A 19,281-nucleotide genomic window follows, 5' to 3' on the forward strand; every position below is an offset into this window, starting at 1 on the left:
GCGCTGAGGTCTCTCAGGCTCAGTATGCGCCTTTCGAAGCAAGAATCACCCAAGGGGTCATAGCCAGAATACGCAAATCGGTTCGTAATCCAATTTCCTGCGCATATCGAACATCCAGGGCAACCCGCTCGTCGTAGCTGACTTCATTGCGTCCACTGATCTGCCACAGGCCTGTCACGCCGGGACGGACTGCGAAATACTCTGCAGTGGCCGCGCCATACCGCGCCAGCTCCTGAACCACGATGGGTCGCGGCCCCACGATACTCATGTCGCCTTTCAGGACATTCCACAACTGGGGCAGCTCATCCAGACTGGATTTTCGCAACAGGCTGCCCAGGGGCGTAATACGGGGGTCATTTCTCAGCTTGTGATCCCGCTGCCATTCAGCCATGAGATCTGGATCTGATGCGAGCACCTGTTGCAGCACCTGTTCAGCATTCGGCACCATTGAGCTGAATTTATAACAAGCGAACAACTTCCCGCCTCGCCCGACACGCTGATGTGCAAATACGGGCTTGATCCCTTGCATACGCAAGGCAAGCCAGATCACGAGCAATAAGGGCCATGCCAAGATCAAAACGATGGCGACGATCACGATATCAAGCGATCGCTTAACCACTTCGGGATACCAGACCGCCTGCCATCTACTCATGGCAATATGCGATCCAGCACGGATTGTTCGACGGTTCGAATAATGGACTTACCTGCATCAGTCGGCAGAATAAAGCGGATCGCCCCGCCTTCCACCTTTTTATCCGATGCCATCCAGTTCATCCAGGCATCTCGCCCCAGGGCAGGTGCATCAACGGGCAAGCGAGCCACTTGTAGTAAACGGATCAGGTCGGTGACGCGCTGTGCTGCAAATATACCCAACTCAGCTGCGCACCGCGCTGCTAACACCATACCGGCAGCAACAGCCTCACCATGCAGCCAGACTCCATAGCCCAGTCCAGCCTCAATCGCATGTCCAAAGGTATGTCCCAGATTCAGCAACGCCCGGTCGCCCTGTTCACGCTCATCCGCAGCCACAATTCGGGCTTTGTTGGCGCAACTGCGCGCAATGGCGTATGCAAGCGCATCCTGCTTTCGCGCGACCAAGGCGTCCATATGGTCATTCAGCCACAGAAAGAATTCGGGGTCATCAATCAAACCGTATTTGATTATCTCGGCTAGGCCGGCCGAATATTCCCGATCCGGCAGGGTATTCAATACATCGAGATCAGCGATCACCACACGGGGCTGATAAAACGCACCAATCATATTCTTGCCAAGGGGATGATTGATGCCGGTTTTTCCACCAACGGATGAATCAACCTGAGCAAGCAGGGTGGTCGGAATCTGAATAAATGGCGCACCCCGTTGATAGATTGCCGCGGCAAATCCCGTCATATCCCCGATTACCCCGCCACCGAGGGCAATCAGCGTTGTCTTTCGCTCGCACCGGGTCTGCAGCATCGCATCCAGTATGTGCTCGATCGACGACATCGTTTTGTGCTGCTCACCATCGGGCAGCACAACGGTTTGCACTTGCACACCAGCAGCCTCCAGTGCCATCTGAAGTCGGGCAAGATACAGCGGTGCCACCACTTCATTACTGACAATCACGGCACGTCGCTGCGGCATAACGGCCAGCATCTGCTCGACGCTACTCAGTAGGCCCGTACCAATATGAATATCGTAAGCATTTTGCTCAAGCGGAACGTGGATAGTTTGCATCGCGCATCAAGTCCGTGACTATTTTTTGGGCAAGATTCTGCACGCTCTGTTTGCTGGTATCCACAATCAGATGCGCAACTTCTCTGTATAGAGGATCTCGCACGACGTATAAGGCTTCCAGCCGCGCTTTGGGATCGGCCGTCTGCAGCAGGGGGCGATTGCGGTCAAGGCGGGTGCGCTGGTAGAGATCTTCTACATTGGCGCGCAGATAAATGACATACCCATGCTGCCTCAGCAGGGTTCGGGTATCAGGGTGGAGCACGGCGCCCCCACCAGTTGCCAGCACCAGGTTTTGCTGAGTCACCAAGCGCGAGATGACATCCGCTTCGCGAGCTCGGAAGCCAACCTCACCCTCGATATCAAAAATCGTGGGGATACGCACACCTGTCTGTGCCTCAATCTCATGGTCGGCATCCACGAATGTTTTATCGAGCAATTTTGCAATCGCCCGACCCACCGTGGTCTTACCTGCCCCCATAAGGCCAACAAGAAAAATATTGCCCGACATTTCCATGCCGGGCATTTTATCTGAAACCACTATACCGTGCTTATCTGGCTGACAGCGCTGAATCCAGCACGCGCGGGGTAATGAAGATCAGAAGCTCAGTCTTTTTGGTTGTTTTGGACTTCGACTTGAACAGATTACCGACCACAGGCAAATCACCCAACAGCGGCACCTTGGCAACGGTATCGGTTTCAGTCAGCTCGTAGATCCCCCCCAATACTGCTGTACCGCCATTCTCGACCAGCACATTGGTATTGACCTGCTTCGTGGCCACGACCGGATACTGGCCACTTGCAGTCAGCGCATCCTTGGTCACGTTCAGTTCCATGAAAATATCACCGGATGGAGAAATACGCGGCGTCACTTCCAGTTTCAGTTCGGCTGTCTTCTCCTGGGCACCGTTGGTACCACCAGTCGGGGACGGCACGATCACATAGAACTTATCACCCTGCGAGATCAGTGCTTTCTGCTTATCGGCTGTTACCACACGCGGACTGGATACTGTCTTACCCAAACCTTCGGCCTCCAGTGCCTGCAACTCCAGGCTCAACAATCCGCCTGAATTGGCATTCAGGACACTCAAGCCGATTGTTGCAGGGGACGCACCACTTACAGGCAGATTGATACTGGGTGTCGCCGTTGCGGGCATGCTCGGCTGAGCGGTCACGCCATTCTTGGCGATAGCCAGGGAGGATCCGATATCGTTACCAATCCCGATCTGCGTGGCTCCATTCTTGGTCAGTGTTCGATCAAGCGCAGTACCCAGACGTACACCGAGTTGGCGGCTGAACGAATTATCTGCAATCACAATACGTGCTTCGATTAGCACCTGACGCGGCGGCACATCGGTCTTGTTGATCAACTTACGGATTTCTTCCAGCTTGCTAGCTGTGTCGGTCACAATCAGCAGATTGTTGCGCGGCTCAACCGTCACCGAACCATTCTTGCTCATCAAGCTTTGCTTATCGCCACTGAGCAGGGCGCGGACTTCATCGGCTTTCAGGAAGCTCAGCGGGAAAGTTTCAGTACGAACCGGCTCAACATCGGCAAGCTTACGCTTGGCTTCCAGTGAGGTTTGCTCGCGAGCCGAGATTTCCTCTGCAGGCGCAATCCAGATGACATTACCCGATTCACGCTTAGCCAGCCCCTTCGACATCATGATGATGTCGAGCGCCTGATCCCACGGCACATCCTTCATGCGCAGCGTGACGCTCCCTTTAACGGTATCGCTGGTGATCACATTCTTGCCATTTTCGTTGGCAATCAGTTGCAACAGCGAGCGAACCTCGATGTCCTGCATGTTAAAGGTGATTTTTTCACCCTTATAAACCGGCTTTTCCAGCAAATCAAGTCGCTTGGCTTGCTCGTCGAGATTCTTGATTTCAACGATAAAGCGATTGTCCGTCTGGTAGGCGGAGTGTTCCCAGTTTCCCTTAGGCGACACCACCATCTTTACTGTTTCGCCACGCGAATAGGTATCAATGGCCTGAACCGGTGTACCAAAATCCGACACATCCATGCGACGCTCAAGCTGATGCGGCACTGACGTCTTGGCGAATTCCAGCACCAGGTCTTTGCCTTGCTGGCGGATATCTATCCCAATTTTTGGGCTGGAGAGATCGACGATAATGCGACCCTCACCACTGGTGCCTCGACGGAAATCAACACTCTTCACCGTCTCTTTTTGTGCATTGAGCGATTGCGAGAAATGCGTCGTATCGCTGGCTACCACAGATGGGCCGGCAGGCTTCTCCAGGACGACAAACAGTCGATTATTATCGACGCGCGTCTCATATCCCACGCTATTCACCAGGTTGAGCACCAGTCGGGTACGACCGTTTGCTTCCGCCAGATTGATATTGCGGATGTTGGGTGAACTCACGGGAATGGCAGATTTGCCAGTCTCGTTGTTGGTATTCACGAAATCCAGTGCAATCCTAGGTGGCGTATTCACCGAAAAGCTAGCCGGTAGCTTTACCGGGTTCTGCATGGTTACGATGACGATCTGGCGGTCGTTGTTATCTGTTTTGATATCAACAGACTTGATTGCATTGGTATCATCGGCATGCGTAAAGAGCGCAGACATCGCCATAACGATATACGCGAACCAAGCACTTTTAATTTGCTTCATCATTTGGCGTGCTCCGAAACATCCAGGGCGAGCGACGTTTTGCGCTCAACCCAATCACCGCTACTGTCTTCGACAATTTCTTTCAAAACCACATCGGCATCGCTGATAGACACGACGACCCCAAAGTTCTGGCCGATATAGTTGCCTACGCGTACGCGGAATAGCCCTTTGTCCGGCGTTTGAATCAGGGCGCTCAGTGTTTTACCCTGCATCACGGTGCCGACCATTTTCAGCTTCTCAAGATCATAGCCCTCGAGAATCTCCCTTGATCTGGAAAGGTCTGGAGCCAATGCACCACCGCCCCCAGCACCTTTACGCGCCACCGCCAGCTTGCCCTGATTAAATGGATCAGTCAGATCAAATGCGTTATAGACCAGAGGCTGATACGGCTTCACCTCGGGCAGCGGCTCCATCTTGCCTTTCATGTCCTTGGTACTCTCTGACATCCAGGTCTTGATATCGCCAAACTCTTCATTGGCACATGCGGCCAACAAGCAACACAATACGATGGATGTTCTAGCCAGATAGTTGCGCATGATCATCCTCAACTCTTGCTCTTTTTCTTGGCCGCATTGACTTCTTCTGCATCCAAGGCACGGTATGTTTTTGCAATCGCATGAAGCGACAGCTGTCCGCCAGACACGGGTGTAATTTGAATATCTTCAAGCGTTACAATCCGCGACAACTGGGCAATATCACTCACAAACGCAGCCAAATCGTGGTACGAACCCACGACGATCAGCTCAATCGGTCGCTCGGCAAACTCAGCCGTTTTAACTTCATTTTGCGCAGGGCGGAAAAGATCCGACTGCAATCCGCGCCCCACCCCGGCCTGGCTGATTTCGGTAATCAGCGATTCCATTTCAGCTTTACTGGGCAATTGCTTGAGCAAGGCACCAAAGGCCAACTGAATATCATTCAGCTGCTCTTTGTAAGCCTCAAGATTGATCGCCTTCTGTTTCTTCTCAAGAAACGCCTGCTTGAGCGATTCTTCCTGCAGACGTCCCTGACTGAGGACATCGCGCTGACCATCCAGCACCAGAAAATATCCCAGCACCACAATGAGCAAACTCATGCCGAGCAGCATAACCAGCTGCACGGGCATCGGCCAGCTACCGATGTCCTTGGCATCTAGATTTTTGAAATCATCCAGAGAGATTTTCATACTCATTTCTGGTCTCCCTGAGGTGGGCCTTTTTTACCGGCCTTTTTGTCCTTGCTATCCTCAAGTGCCTCACGCACCACTTTGATTGTCAGGGTAAATTCGCTTACACGCTGACCACTCAGCTGCGCACCCCGGATTTCTACAGGGAAAGGCAGTTGGAACTCGGGAGAGTCGGACAGGGAACGCATCAGCGTCGACACCCGCGCACCCGACTGTGCATATCCAGACAATGTAATCAGTTCACCGGACTGCTTCAGATCCTTGAAGTAAATGCCTTCTGGTGTCTGGCGAATCAGCTGATCGAGAATATTGACCGCCTCGGCACGATTGGTCTGCAGGCGTTCAACGACTTTCTTGCGATCGAGCAGGAGCTGACGTTCCTTCTTCAAGGTTTCGATTTCAGCAATCTGTTTGTCCAGTTTGCTGTTCTCTTCTTGCAGAAAGGCGTTCCGACTGTCTTGCATCGCGATTTCGGCGCTCAGCATCAGATAGCCTGCCCCCACGATGGCAACACCGGTCAGCGCAGCCACAAATGCTACGACAGCAAATCGAGCTGCGCGCGCTTTGCGCTTTTGCTCCCGGTGCGGCAGCAGATTAATGCGAATCATGGGTCAAACCTCCTCAGGGCCAAGCCGCAGGCAATCATCAGAGAAGGTGCATCCATTAACAACTGACGATGCTTGATTCGGCTGGAAGGAATCATGCTGATAAAGGGATTGGCAATCATCGTACTGATCTGCGTACGATTATTCACCACTTCATCCAGCCCCTGAATGACGCTACATCCACCCGCCAACAAGATGTGATCCACAGTGTTGTACTGGGTCGAGGTAAAAAAGAACTGCAGTGCACGGGAAATTTCGAGTGCCAGCGACTCCATAAAGGGACGCAACACTTCCGGCTCGTAGGAATCCGGCAGACCACCATTTCGCTTCGCAGCTTCCGCCTCTTCTGAAGAAAGACTGAAGCGACGCTGGATATCCTGAGTGAGCTGATTCCCGCCGAATGCTTGTTCGCGTGTGTAGATTTGCTGTCCATCACGCAACACGTTGATGTGCATCATCGACGCGCCAATATCCACCACGGCAACGGACTGATTCGCCCCCTGCCCTGGCAGCTGACGCTGAATCAGTTCGAAGGCTGCCTGAGTAGCAAAGGATTCCACATCCATCACCAGCGCCTTTAAACCAGAAGGCTCCACAACTGCCAACCGATCTTCGACCTTTTCCTTACGAGACGCGGCAATCAGCACATCGACTTCATTGGGTACTGTCGCGGACGGGCCAATCACCTGGAAATCCAGATTCACTTCATCCAAAGCGAAGGGAATATATTGATTGGCCTCCGTCTCCACCTGCAATTCCATTTCAGCTTCTGTTTGCTCAGCCGGCATGGTAATTTTCTTGGTGATGACCGCAGCAGCAGGCAACGCCAGCGCTACATTTTTGACGCGGGTACCCATGAGACGCCAGGCGCGCTTGACCGTTTCGCTCACCGCCTCTAGATTGACGATGTTGCCGTCCTGTACAGCATCTTTTGGTAACGGCTCAATTACATAGCGCTCAAGCGTCAAGCTTTTGCCTGTCTCGGACAGCTCCACCATCTTGACGGCAGAGGTACTGATATCCACACCGATCATTGGTGGAGACTTGGGCTTGAGGAAATCGAAATTCAACTTGAATTTCCCTTTAAAAAGAAACACGTAGCCAATTTTTTATTGTCAAATTGGTTTTGATCGTAGCAGTCGCTCGTATCAGTGTAAAGGCAATTTTATGCATTTATACTAAAATCACGCCGTCCTGACGACAGGATTTGATGACAATACCACGGTACTATATCCGGAAAACCACACTTTACTTATGACCAAACGCTGGCTTCTACTCAGTTTAAGCATTATCGCCGCACTTTTCCTTGTCATTGCAAGCGCATTTGGCGTGGCGATAGCGGCCACCTATCCCCGACTGCCCTCGCTGGAGGCGATCACCGATTACCGCCCCAAGATTCCTTTGCGCATCTATACGGCTGACGGGGTGCAGATTGGCGAGTTCGGCGAAGAACGTCGTGCATTTGTACCAATCGGTCAGATCCCCCAACTCATGAAACAAGCAGTTTTATCCGCAGAGGATGAGCGTTTCTATGAACATGGCGGACTCGATTATCTCGGCATATTGCGCACGATGGTCACCAATTTGCTGGCCGGCCATATCAAGGGTGGTGCCAGTACAATTACCCAGCAGGTTGCTCGCAATTTTTATTTAAGCAATGAGCAGACTTGGTCCCGTAAATTCAAAGAGATGCTGCTTACTTTCAAAATAGAAAAGAATTTAAGTAAGGATCAAATTTTTGAACTGTATCTGAATCAAATTTATCTTGGACAGCGTGCTTACGGATTCGCATCGGCTGCGCAGGTGTATTACGGTAAAACGCTTGATCAACTGACCCCGGCTGAAGCCGCCATGCTCGCCGGCCTTCCCAAGGCACCGTCCGCCTATAATCCGGTGGTCAATCCCAAGCGCGCCCAAATTCGCCAGCGCTATGTCATTGGACGGATGCGCGAGCTCAAATTCATTTCCGAGCAACAATTTCAGGCCGCGATCAACGAGCCGATGCGACTGAAGCGTGCCAATGACACCTTTCCGGTTCATGGCGAATATGTTGCAGAAATGGTAAGACAGGTCATCGTCGAGAAATACAAGGACGCTGCCTACACACAAGGCTTCAATGTCTACACCACCTTGCTGGCCAATCATCAGAACGCAGCCTATGAAGGGGCGCGCAAGGGTGTGGTGGATTACGATCATCGTCATGGCTATCGCGGCCCGGAAGGGTTTGTCGATCTGGCCAAGGCAGGTGAAAACCGTGATGAATGGCTCGAGGAACAACTCAGCGATGTGCGTGATGCAAACGAGCTTATTCCGGCGATTGTATTAAGTGCCGATCTCAAGCAGATCAAAGCATACGTTCGCGGTACAGGTGTGGTTAGCATTGGAGGAGACGGCATGAAATTCGCCCTCCGCGCGCTAAGCGACAAGCTGGCGCCCACACAGCGTATCCGGCCAGGTGCCATTATCCGTGTTCAGCAAGCCGACGGGGGCTGGCAGGTCACGCAACTGCCACAGGTTGAGGTGGCTTTTGTCTCTGTCGACCCGCAGAATGGTGCAATTCGCGCACTGGTTGGTGGCTTCGATTTTAGCCACAACAACTTTAACCATGTCACACAGGCATGGCGACAACCGGGCTCTAGCTTCAAGCCGTTTATTTACTCAGCGGGGATTGAGCGCGGGTTTACGCCAATTACGCTGATCAATGATGCGCCGCTGATGGTTGATCCCGCCACCGTAGGTGGTCAGAAGTGGGATCCCAAGAACTCGGATGGCAAGTTCGACGGCATGATGACCATGCGCAACGCACTAACCCACTCCAAAAATCTGGTGTCTATCCGGGTTCTGCAGGCGATTACGCCCGAGTATGCACAGTCCTATGTCGGCAAGTTCGGATTTACACCCGAAAAGCATCCTGCCTACCTCACAATGGCACTGGGTGCGGGCGAGGTGACGCCGCTACAGATGGCAGAAGCCTACTCGGTTTTTGCCAATACTGGTTTCCGTGTGCGCTCCTACTTCATTGATCGCATCGAAGACTCGCGAAAGCATGTGCTGGCTCGCACCGTCCCTGAAGTGGCAGGACAAACAGCGCCGCGCACGCTTCCTGCGCGGAATGCCTACATTGTCACCAATATGATGCATGACGTGACGCGATTTGGTACTGCTGCAAGCCTCGCACGCGACATCAAGCGCGATGATCTGGCAGGCAAAACGGGCACCACCACCGATGCAAAAGATGCCTGGTTTGCGGGCTTCCAGCCTAATCTGGTTGGCATTGCGTGGATCGGCTTTGATAAGCCGCAATCCCTCGGCGGCCGGGAGTCGGGTGGGCAGGCAGCCTTGCCAATCTGGACTAACTACATGCGCAAGGTTTTGCAAAATGTGCCGGAATACGCCTATCCTCTACCGGAAGGGGTAACAGCACAGGGTGTGGAAATCAACGGGCGGAGTTACACGGAGTATTTCTATTCGGAGTTCCTGCAAACCAATCCCGAGCTGGGTCTAGATAACTCGACCAGTGGCAATACATCACAAGGCATTGATGAAAACGTAAAGAACCAGCTGTTCTGATACCTAACAGACCTACGTTGACCAGAGGTACCCATGATGATGCGCGACAAGCAGCAAAGAGGTACGCGGGAACTGATCGCAGAAGTCGCCGCAAGGCTGATGGCTCAAGGCCATATCGATGACTTTTCTCTGGCCAAACGCAAGGCTGCGCGCCAGCTGGGTCTGCCCGAGCATCAGGATTTGCCGGGCAATAGCGAAATCGAACAGGCGCTGAAGCGGTACCGTGATTTGTATGATCCGGGACATGTCGGCACCCTGACCCGGCTACGGGAACTGGCGCTGGAGGTCATGCATGTCTTTGCTCAATTTCGCCCGTATCTGGTTGGCTCCGTGCTGAGCGGCCGGGCCAATCGCCACTCGGATATCAATCTGGTGGTGTATTCCGATAACCTGAAATCCTTCGAATTGTTCTGCCTCAATCAGCGCATCGACTACCAGATGCAGGGCTATGCTGACGGCAAAAGTAGCTGGCCGGTCTTTGTCTTCGATGCTCAGGGTACTACCATTAAAGTAGCGGTTCGCCCGGAAAGAGAAGAGCGCATCGCGGTCAAAGGCGGCGTGTCTGATATCCCGGAGCGGATTCGGGCCAGCCAGCTAGAGGCACTGTTACACACATCTGTCTCCTCACCGCTTTAGTCGGACTTGATCGACCATGTTGCGTCCCGTTTCTGATATCGATTCACCGCCCAGAATAACCGAAAGTGCTCGCCAGAATGGGCAGGTGACGCGCATCCACCAGCCATCTGATGTTGTGCGCCTGCTCATGGAAGTGCAGGAGCTAGAAGAGCCCGTCTACCTGCTCAGGGACGACGGAACATGTACGCTGTCAGCGCTACGCTGTGTCGACGATCAACACCTCGAACTCACCATTCCAGATGCCGCGCAGCCTTACCAGCTTCCTGCCAGCGGCATCGTGGAGGCCAGTTGCTGGCTACAGCGCATTTCGCTGTCCTTCAAGTTAGCGCAATGTACGCTCGACCATGGCGACGGGATGTATTTATTGACGGCCCACCTGCCCAGCGAGGTATTTAGACTTCAGCGCCGTGATTTTTTCCGCTTTTCGCTCACGCCGGCCTTTCCTCTCAGCTGCTTCCTACATATCGGCGACGATGATTATGAAATTTCGCTGATTGACCTGAGCCTCGGGGGAATCGGCATTCTGGGCTATGTTCCCGGTGTCTGCCTGGATGCAGGGACGATTTATCAGCGCGTGCGCATCGAACTACCGGATAACGCAGGCATTGTGGCTGATATCGAAATCCGCAATAGCTACGAAGTGACGCTAAAAAACGGGATCCGAACCATCCGGACCGGCGCACGCTTTATTAATCTTCCGGGCACGACACAGTCAGTTTTGCAGCGTTATATCAATCGGATGGCCCGCGAAGATGGGCATACCCTGCGGCACGCTCGCGATCAATCGTAATTTCTCAGCACGCGATAGTTGCTTGATATTCGCTTCGCGAATGGACGCCTCGCGTCTGTTTTCACTCGCTTCTACCCAGACGATATGCACCGGTAGACGTGATTTGGTGTACTTCGCGCCTATCCCTGCGTTGTGCTGATCCAATCGACGCATCACATCGTTACTGATCCCGGTATATAAACTGCCGTCTCTGCATTCCAGAATGTAGACAGCCCACTGCCCGGCAGGAGAGATACTGGTTAGCGTCATGTTTGCCCGGGTGGATTGAGAGTAGACACCTCGCATTTTGCCGCGTATGCATAACCTCATGCAAACGCAAGCTTAGGGTATTCCCTCCCCGACATTTAACCGTAAATTCTGCACTTCCGACGAGAGAGGTTGCAATTTGGTATCAACATCAGGCATGCTCACATATTAGTTTTTCATGTTTTTCTTTTTTCCTTTCTTTTTATGTTCGGTTTAAATTTATCCTTTCATTTTCATTTTATGAGAAATTCCTTCGCACGTCTTTTCTTTGCAATATTCACACTAATGCCACTGGCATGCCAGGCAGTCACCCTGCTCGACGACAAAATGAGTGGGCGTTTTGTGAATGATCAGGCCTTCATTCTGAAAGATCCGACAGGGCAAATGACGATTAACGATGTCATGCACGCCACGGGCTTCAAGCCGCTCAATGGTCTTATCTCAATCGGTGTGGCCAAACAGCCGGTATGGATCCGGATCGAGCTGGAAAATACGGCCGCCGATCCGCACTGGCAGCTAGAGATTCGCCCTTTTCTGCTGTACGACTTTCGTGCCTGGGTACCTGATACATCAGGTGGCCTCAAAGAATATCGCATGGGCGAACGCGAACCGTTTTCTGCCAGACCCTATCCCTGGCGGCAATATTTATTGCCGATGCATTTACCTGCGGGCACATCCCGTACGGTCTACCTGAGAATTCAGCATGGCAACCATGTGATCCTGCCGATCCAGGTATATCGAATGCAGCATTGGAGCGGGATTGCCCTGCGAGACAGCCTGCTTTTCGGAGCCGGATTCGGGATTGTGGCAGCCTTTGCGCTATACAACATTTTTCTGTTTGCACGTCTGCGCGATCGCATGTTCTTGCTGTATGGCGCCACTATTCTGAGCTATGCATGGTTCATGTTCGACTTGTATGGCTTTGGTAGCCAGTGGCTATATCCCCATGGCGATTTTCTGGGGCCTGCGCGCAATGTCTTGCCCAACTCCCTCAGCAACGTCTTCTGTGCACTCTATGCGCTATACATGCTGGATAGCCCGGACGCCAAGCCCTATTTCCGGCGCATTATGTGGGCATCCATCCCGCTGTATGGGCTGGCGATCATCTGCATGCTGGCGCGCATCCATTATCTAAGCGTACTGATTAACCAGGTGGTTCCGGCGATCACCGTTTCCTTGGTGATGTATACCGCAGTCCAACGCATTCGCCAGGGGCAGCGAACCGCCCTGTACATTTTGCTGGGGCTGTTACCCGCACTCATTTCAATGACGCTGCTGGTGTTGGTACGCTATAACATTCTGCCCTACCATGCCTTCCCGATTGCCCTGCCACTTGCCGGCGAGGTGATCGAATCCATTCTGTTCTCACAAGCACTGGCCGAGCGTTTTATCAAATTGCGCAGGGACAAGGCGCAAGCCATGCAACGCATGCTGGAGGAAAAGAATCTGCGTCTATCTGAGGCGTTGCGTCACGAGGTCGAACTCGAGGCCAAAATCGCCGAACGCACTGAAGCCTTACAAAGAAGTGAGGCGCGCTTAAGGGATATGGCATTTCAGGATGGTCTGACGGGCCTACCCAATCGCCGGCTATTTGACGACCGGCTTGAGGCATTACTCAATCAAGCCATCAGACAGGATGCGCCCTTTGCTTTGTGCATTATTGATCTGGATGGATTCAAACCAATCAACGATCAATACGGCCATGATGCTGGCGACGCGGTACTGCGTGAAATCGCCGAGCGCTTTGCAAGCCTGACACGCGCAGGGGATACGGTAGCACGGCTAGGTGGCGATGAATTTGCCCTGCTCTTGCCCAACTTCGACAATCGCTTTGAGGCGCATTCTGCGTTTATCGAGCGTATCGAGCGCGTCTGCGTCCCGCCCGTGTATGTGGATGGCTTAATTCTGCAGGTAGGCGCCAGCATCGGGATTGCCCGATCCAATGCCCTTGACCAATTGTGCGCCGACGCACTTTTCCGGGCTGCAGATCAGGCCATGTATGCACACAAGCGGAGCCGACGCAGGCCATCGGGCGAGCGCCAGCCCACCCTGATGGCACCGTAGCCCGATTAGGCGATGAGGGCGCGCAATGCCTGTACATCTGCATAGCGCGTAGGGATATCCTCACGTGGTGCAGCGCAACGCTGATCGCGCAGCTTTTCCAGTCCTGCCAGCAGCACAGGCAAAGGCGGACCACTGGCCGTGAGGTTATCGTGGTGCTGGGTTGCCAGTGCCTGCGATGGTACGCGAATAAAGCGTTCCACCAGCATATTGTGATGCTGGCGCGAGGTTTCGCCAAAGGCATCGACCACCTTCAGGAAAGATGCGACATTCGCCTGGAACCACGGCGCATTCCCATGTTCCGGTAGCGCAGTCATAAAGCTGTTGAGCAGACTGGTCTGGCGCATGCAATCGCGCAGAATCAGCTGATCTTGCGGCATCATGTACAGAAATTTCTCCACTAGCAGCTGTGAATACGATGCCTGATTCGACTGGCACAGCCCCAATAGCAAATCGAGCACATTAATCCCAGCAAAATCGCCTGCATTCGCGCCACGGTACGTATTAAATCCCACCTTATGCGGCTTGTAATAGGGGCGCACGCTGTAGAAAAAGCGATCTACATCCAGCTTGGCCGACAATTGCTCATTGCTGCGGCGTACGGCTTCCAGTGCATCGTGGGCGGCCTCAAACAGATCCGGTGCGATCGGATGGGTCACACCCAGAGGTAGCACTTTGAGCAGAGCTTCCGCTGCGCGTTTATACGCCAGAATCCCGCGATTGTTGTAATCCACAAAGACATACTCATCCTGCAGCGAGGTGAATGACTTATAACGACCATTCACCGCCAGATTGTGTGTAGTCAGGTGGCTCGTTGCAAATCGCGGGGTCACGCCGAGACTCGCGCCCACTTCCATGGCTAGCGCCGAGGCTTCGCGCAGATGCGCGGATGGACCGGCTTCCGCCTCGCCAATCTCGTGGCGCGCACAGGCCGCCATATAAAATCCAACATTACCCAGCAGATTAAATCCTGCTTCAAAGCCTTCGTCGGTATTGCCTTCCTTTACAAGCGAGGCGATTAGATCGCGTCCTGTATGGCATAGCTCACGCTTTAACTCGGGACCCACACCGTGTACATCGGCCTTATCTTCGCGGGCAAAGTAAAGGTTTTCCAGTTCGGTATTGATCTCGCAAAACCGTCCGCGTATCCAATCGTCAAACGCTTGCGCGTTGGGGGTGATCATGGTGGTTCTCCTGTCAGTTCTCAGGCATGCAACATGGTATCGATCAGCAAATCGACCTCTGCTGCTGTTGTGTAAATATGGGGCGACAGACGCATACCGGTGGCACGGATATCGAACCGGATCTCGCGTGACTTCAGGGCATCTTGTACAGCCTGTTGCTGATCGCCAGCATGGATCAGCAAGGTACCACTGCGCTGACTGGGTGCGCGGGGTGATACCAGCCAGCCTTCAGGCAATGCATCCATGATGCGTTGTGTAAGTGCAAGATTATGTGTGCGCACGACATCGACACCAATGTCGGAAAAGTAGCGGATGCTATGTGCTGCAAGCACAAATGGCGCAACGGAAGGTGTCCCACCCCAGAAGCGGAATGCCCCCGGATGATAGGCAAAGTGATGGATATCGAACTCAAAGGGATTGGCATGTGAGAACCAGCCCACATCCTGCGGCTGGCAATCGGCAATCCGTGCAGGATTCACCCATAAAAAGCCCGCCCCCGGACCGCCGCATAACCATTTTACGCATGAGCCAAGCACGAAATCTGCATCCCAGGCGCTTACATCCACCGGCAGAACGCCTGTACCCTGGGCAACATCAACAATCGTCAGCACATCACGGCGCTTGGCGGCAGCCACAATATCGGCCACCGGCACCTGCACCCCGGTATTGGATTGAACCTGCGTGACCAGCAGCCACTGCACATCGTCACTCAGCGCATCTTCCCAGACTTGCGGATCAGTATGATCGGACATGCGCGGCAAAAATCGCAGCGCATAGCCCAGCTTCTGCGCCTGATCAGCCACAAAGCCCATGGTGGGGAAGTCGTGCTCGCTCAGCACGATGACTGGCTGACCCGCTCGCTTAGGCAGTGAGCTCAATACCTTGGTGAACGCACTCGAGAGATTAGATTGCGGGCAGATGTCTGAAGGTCGGGCATGAGTCAAAGTAGCCAGTGCCTCGCAAAATCCGTTGAGCTGCCCCATCCATGCGCCCCACGGATCCCCCGCACTGCTTTCCCACGGGGAAAAAAAACTGTCTTTGAAATGTGTTTGGGCGCTTGCCAAAGGACGCCCGACTGAATGGCTGAGAAAATAAGCGCCATTGGCAGGAATAAAGTCTGTTGCGCGATCTATGCTCATGGCTCGCTCCATCCAATTTCGCAGGAATCAAATTGAATCGCGCGGATAATACGCCTGTGCAAGGTACTGGTATATGTGCCGGACATGTGTCTGGGTGAGGGAAGCCACACCCGGAACCGGCACACTGGTCAAATCTGGAATTGTGTGCGCAATGCGTCGCGATATCGGCGACTGACCGGCACTGATTCACCATGCTCAAACAGTGCCTTTGCATCGCCCGAATCTGTTGGTTCAATGGCTTTTACATAAGCCAAATTCACGATATAGCTACGATGCACCCGAACAAATTGTCTGGGGTCGAGGCGAGCCTCGATAGAGGCCATTGTGGCCCTTAAAGGATAGTCATGGCCTCGCACTCGAAGATTGACGTAATTTCCCCAAGCTTGTAGCCACTCAATTTCGGCAGCTGGCAATAGATACTCTTTCCCCAGCTTTCTCACCAGAAAACGCTCAGGCCGCTCAACCGGATCGACAGGCGGGCCATCATCCGGCGCATCCAGCAAGCTGGCTTCGCCCTGCAATCGCATTAACAGCAGTCGATAGAATCCGATCAATAACAGGAGATAGCCCCAGCCACGCGCATCTTTCAGATATTCGTAAAGCAGTTCGTGCCAGCCATGCAGGAATACGTACTCCATCCCCTGCATGGCATAACCTGCCTTGCGGATCGCCACCATCAGGCCTATGTGCAAGCCAGACCACACCAAAGTAGCAAGAAAATGGCGAGGTACGTTGCGGCTCAATTGCCCGAAGCGAATCGGAAAACGCGCCTCCATCCATAAGAGGCCAGGTATTAGCGCCAGCAATATCAGATTACTACTCCATTCCCACAGGGCTGGTTCCCAGAATGCATGGAGATTCCCCTCGCGATTGAGGTCGACCCAGACTGTCCAGCTATTGAGGCTGGCCTCGCCTGCAAACAATGCAATCCAGAAGGCCACTTCAAACCAGCGGCGGCGCTGCAGGTAACGACTGAGCAAATCCTGATTCATGCGGGTAACCCAGCGGGCGCGGTTGTATGAGATTTTCGTCACTTTACACCACCATTCATCCCTTCCGGGATGAATTTCAACCCATTTTGTCCCTTGCTCAAGACGCTTTATCCACACTGGCGTCATCACCCATCAGGAGACCCTAATGCAAACTCACCAACGGATAGCAGGTACCGATTACTTGCGTGCTCTTTTGGCCATACTTGTCATTCTTCATCATGCAGGCCAGCCTTATGGGCCTACAGGTGGCAGCTGGCCGATTCATCATGCGGTGCAGTGGCACTGGCTAGGGCCATTTTTTCACATCAATGCCTCATTTTTCATGGGATTGTTTTTCCTGATATCGGGCTACTTTACGCCCGGTGCAGTGGATTCAAAGGGTACCCGCCAATGGCTGGCTGACCGCTTCAAACGCTTTGTTCCTGCCATTCTCGGGTTTGGCCTGTTGGTTGTACCGTTATTGCGGCACACCCTTATCAACAAAGCCTGGGCAGATAGCTTTCTGCCATTTGAATGGGGTCATTTATGGTTTCTCGGCCACCTACTGATCTATGCCGTTCTATTTGTTCTGATTCGGTCATGCCTACCAAGGTTTGCGCAGTCCGAGCGCCCGTTCCCGCCATTGAAGTCCATCATTGCCTACGTCGCCATTCTCTCCATCGCAAGTGCTCTGACCCGGCAATATTTCCCAATCGACCGCTGGGTGAACATCGGGGTGCCCGCGGAAATCGCGCACCTGCCACAATATGCATCACTGTACTGGATCGGTGTGCTGGCAGCAGCAGGTAAATGGCTGAATCGGGTGCCGACCCGACTGGGTACCGGGGCGCTAGGCATGGCCGGTCTGTTGATCACCTGGCGACTGGGCCTACATCTAATTCAACCAAGCTGGGATTCGGTGCCTGGATGGATGGAACACCTGATCTGGAATACCTGGGAAGCGGCACTGTGCGCTAGCTTGTGTCTGGGTCTGTGCTGGCTATTTAATCGCCCGAACATCCACCAACAACACACCGCTCAGGCAATCGGTCAGGCATCGTTCTTCATCTATGTCACCCACCTGCCTATTCTAGTGGTGTATCAGTTCCTGTTCGAACAGAGCAGCTTCGGGCCGGTTGCACTTACTTTGATTACCGGAATGTGTACCCTGACAACGTGTCTTCTGCTCTCACACCTTCAAAAAGAAATGAAACGTATATTTTTCAGATAAAATAGTCAAAAACGAAATTAAACGGAACGGTAAAAGCTCACCCATGCGAAATCTGATCATCGTACTTGCGTTATCGACCTCATCTCTTGCTGCTGTTGCAGAAGCGGTCACCCTGCCCCTGTCTGCCAATGCCTGGGTACGCCATGATCCGGAAGCGACCCTGCGCATGATCACCCCTCGGGGACTTCGCAACTGGGTCGATACGCGGCAACAGATCGATACGTGGGTGTGGGTACCCAAAGCGGGCGAAATTACCGTTTCACTTCAAGGCACGGCAAGGCATGCCGCGACGTTCACCCTGTCGCTCGGAGATCAACATGCCATCATCAAAACGAGCCGCACACACGGTACGCTGACAACACAGCGATTCAGGATTAGCGAACCGGGATATCACGCCATTTCCCTGCAGGGGCAGCAACATTCGCGCGGTGCGGAGTTTGCGGCAATTGATTCGATCCGCATCGAAGGTGAGCCTATCAGCCGGGATGTGCACCACATCCGCGATGAGGTTTACTGGGGCAGGCGTGGCCCTTCCGTGCATCTGAATTACGCACCACCCGACCCAAAGGCCAAGTACGAATGGTTCTACAACGAAGTCACCGTGCCGGAAGGTTTTGATACGGTGGGTTCATTTTTCATGGCGGCCGGGTTCGGGCAGGGCTATTTCGGGATGCAGGTGAACAGCCCGACCGAGCGCCGCGTGCTCTTTTCGGTATGGAGCCCCTTCCAGACCGACAATCCCGCTGCCATTCCACCCGACAAGCAGGTGAAATTGCTGGCGAAAGGCCCGGAGGTAAAGAGTGGCGAGTTTGGCAACGAAGGATCGGGCGGACAAAGCCTGCGACGATTCAACTGGAAAACAGGTGCGACCTATCGATTTCTGTTGCGCATTCGTCCCGACGATCAGCAGCATACCGAATACACCGCCTGGTTTACCGGGGAAGGCGTGGATGGCTGGCAGCTGATGGCTCGTTTCAGCCGCCCTGACACCTCGACCTGGTTGCAGCATCCGCATTCATTCCTGGAAAATTTCATCCCCGAGACGGGCGACACCACACGCCAAGCGTACTATGGCACACCCTGGGTTCGCACCCACGACGGAGACTGGGAACCCGCTGTGCAAGCTCGCTTTACCTATGACGATACGGCCAAGCGAGGGAATCGACTCGATTATGCGGGCGGGGTAGAAAATGGCCGCTTTTTCCTACGCAATACAGGCTTTTTCAATGGCGGCACCCTAGCGGGCACACTATTCACATTGCCCCACCCGGGTCAGGCTCCTGATTTGTTACTTGAGCATCTACCCCGTTAATGCCTCCAATTGCTCATTC

At 53.5% G+C, this 19,281-nt stretch carries 18 protein-coding genes; 6 read left to right on the plus strand and 12 right to left on the minus strand.

Annotated elements, in window-relative coordinates; genetic code table 11:
- Positions 1–19 precede the first annotated feature (19 nt).
- The 8 genes from KSF73_07015 to KSF73_07050 are packed head-to-tail and all read right to left on the minus strand — an operon-like array spanning position 20 to position 7,156.
- Entirely contained in the window at positions 20–652 is a 633-nt protein-coding gene (locus tag KSF73_07015; protein MBV1775464.1) for a sugar transferase, read from the minus strand.
- A complete protein-coding gene (gene aroB / locus KSF73_07020) occupies positions 649–1,716 on the minus strand; it encodes a 3-dehydroquinate synthase (protein MBV1775465.1) in 1,068 nt (355 codons plus the stop codon). Before aroB ends, KSF73_07015 begins: the two co-directional genes overlap by 4 nt.
- Complete coding sequence (locus KSF73_07025) at positions 1,691–2,224, minus strand: shikimate kinase (GenBank protein ID MBV1775466.1); 534 nt, start codon at positions 2,222–2,224, stop codon at positions 1,691–1,693. The genes aroB and KSF73_07025 overlap by 26 nt, the downstream gene beginning before the upstream one ends.
- A 40-nt stretch (positions 2,225–2,264) precedes the next feature.
- Positions 2,265–4,355 carry a type IV pilus secretin PilQ gene (gene pilQ / locus KSF73_07030; protein MBV1775467.1) on the minus strand — a complete coding sequence of 697 codons (2,091 nt, stop codon included), beginning with the start codon at positions 4,353–4,355 and terminating at the stop codon, positions 2,265–2,267.
- Positions 4,352–4,888, minus strand: a complete 537-nt coding sequence (locus KSF73_07035; GenBank protein MBV1775468.1) for a pilus assembly protein PilP — start codon at positions 4,886–4,888, stop codon at positions 4,352–4,354. The genes pilQ and KSF73_07035 overlap by 4 nt, the downstream gene beginning before the upstream one ends.
- A gap of 8 nt (positions 4,889–4,896) precedes the next feature.
- A complete protein-coding gene (locus tag KSF73_07040; protein MBV1775469.1) occupies positions 4,897–5,523 on the minus strand; it encodes a type 4a pilus biogenesis protein PilO in 627 nt (208 codons plus the stop codon).
- On the minus strand, positions 5,520–6,125 hold the full coding sequence (locus KSF73_07045; GenBank protein ID MBV1775470.1) for a PilN domain-containing protein: 606 nt from the start codon (positions 6,123–6,125) through the stop codon (positions 5,520–5,522). Before KSF73_07045 ends, KSF73_07040 begins: the two co-directional genes overlap by 4 nt.
- On the minus strand, positions 6,122–7,156 hold the full coding sequence (locus KSF73_07050; GenBank protein MBV1775471.1) for a pilus assembly protein PilM: 1,035 nt from the start codon (positions 7,154–7,156) through the stop codon (positions 6,122–6,124). The genes KSF73_07045 and KSF73_07050 overlap by 4 nt, the downstream gene beginning before the upstream one ends.
- A gap of 220 nt (positions 7,157–7,376) precedes the next feature.
- On the opposite strand from KSF73_07050, the gene KSF73_07055 reads away from it, so the two are divergent.
- Genes KSF73_07055 through KSF73_07065 form a run of 3 tightly spaced genes read left to right on the plus strand, consistent with a single transcriptional unit; the run spans position 7,377 to position 11,118 of the window.
- Complete coding sequence (locus KSF73_07055) at positions 7,377–9,692, plus strand: penicillin-binding protein 1A (GenBank protein ID MBV1775472.1); 2,316 nt, start codon at positions 7,377–7,379, stop codon at positions 9,690–9,692.
- A 33-nt stretch (positions 9,693–9,725) separates the two neighbouring features.
- Positions 9,726–10,328 carry a nucleotidyltransferase domain-containing protein gene (locus KSF73_07060; GenBank protein MBV1775473.1) on the plus strand — a complete coding sequence of 201 codons (603 nt, stop codon included), beginning with the start codon at positions 9,726–9,728 and terminating at the stop codon, positions 10,326–10,328.
- A gap of 16 nt (positions 10,329–10,344) precedes the next feature.
- Entirely contained in the window at positions 10,345–11,118 is a 774-nt protein-coding gene (locus KSF73_07065; protein MBV1775474.1) for a PilZ domain-containing protein, read from the plus strand.
- Here the strand turns inward: KSF73_07065 and KSF73_07070 are convergent.
- On the minus strand, positions 11,041–11,367 hold the full coding sequence (locus KSF73_07070) for a GIY-YIG nuclease family protein (protein MBV1775475.1): 327 nt from the start codon (positions 11,365–11,367) through the stop codon (positions 11,041–11,043). The two genes, KSF73_07065 and KSF73_07070, sit on opposite strands and share 78 nt — an antisense overlap.
- A gap of 282 nt (positions 11,368–11,649) precedes the next feature.
- On the opposite strand from KSF73_07070, the gene KSF73_07075 reads away from it, so the two are divergent.
- On the plus strand, positions 11,650–13,428 hold the full coding sequence (locus KSF73_07075) for a sensor domain-containing diguanylate cyclase (protein MBV1775476.1): 1,779 nt from the start codon (positions 11,650–11,652) through the stop codon (positions 13,426–13,428).
- Positions 13,429–13,433: 5 nt separating this feature from the next.
- On the opposite strand, the gene KSF73_07080 is transcribed toward KSF73_07075, so the two are convergent.
- From KSF73_07080 to KSF73_07090, 3 genes are all read right to left on the minus strand, one after another.
- Positions 13,434–14,609 (minus strand): DUF1864 family protein, encoded by a 1,176-nt coding sequence (locus tag KSF73_07080; protein MBV1775477.1) that lies wholly within the window; start codon positions 14,607–14,609, stop codon positions 13,434–13,436.
- Positions 14,610–14,629: 20 nt separating this feature from the next.
- A complete protein-coding gene (locus KSF73_07085) occupies positions 14,630–15,748 on the minus strand; it encodes an aminotransferase class V-fold PLP-dependent enzyme (protein ID MBV1775478.1) in 1,119 nt (372 codons plus the stop codon).
- 128 nt (positions 15,749–15,876) lie between these two features.
- Entirely contained in the window at positions 15,877–16,740 is an 864-nt protein-coding gene (locus tag KSF73_07090) for a LytTR family transcriptional regulator (protein MBV1775479.1), read from the minus strand.
- Between the two features lie 145 nt (positions 16,741–16,885).
- Between KSF73_07090 and KSF73_07095 the strand changes: the two genes are divergently transcribed.
- Both KSF73_07095 and KSF73_07100 read left to right on the plus strand, forming a co-directional pair.
- The gene (locus tag KSF73_07095; protein ID MBV1775480.1) at positions 16,886–17,950 is read left to right on the plus strand and encodes an acyltransferase; all 1,065 of its coding nucleotides are present in this window, start codon (positions 16,886–16,888) and stop codon (positions 17,948–17,950) included.
- 43 nt (positions 17,951–17,993) lie between these two features.
- Positions 17,994–19,262 carry a DUF3472 domain-containing protein gene (locus KSF73_07100; protein ID MBV1775481.1) on the plus strand — a complete coding sequence of 423 codons (1,269 nt, stop codon included), beginning with the start codon at positions 17,994–17,996 and terminating at the stop codon, positions 19,260–19,262.
- Positions 19,263–19,281: the final 19 nt, after the last annotated feature.

It is taken from the genome of Burkholderiaceae bacterium DAT-1 (assembly GCA_019084025.1).
Taxonomy (GTDB): Bacteria; Pseudomonadota; Gammaproteobacteria; order Burkholderiales; family Chitinimonadaceae; genus DAT-1.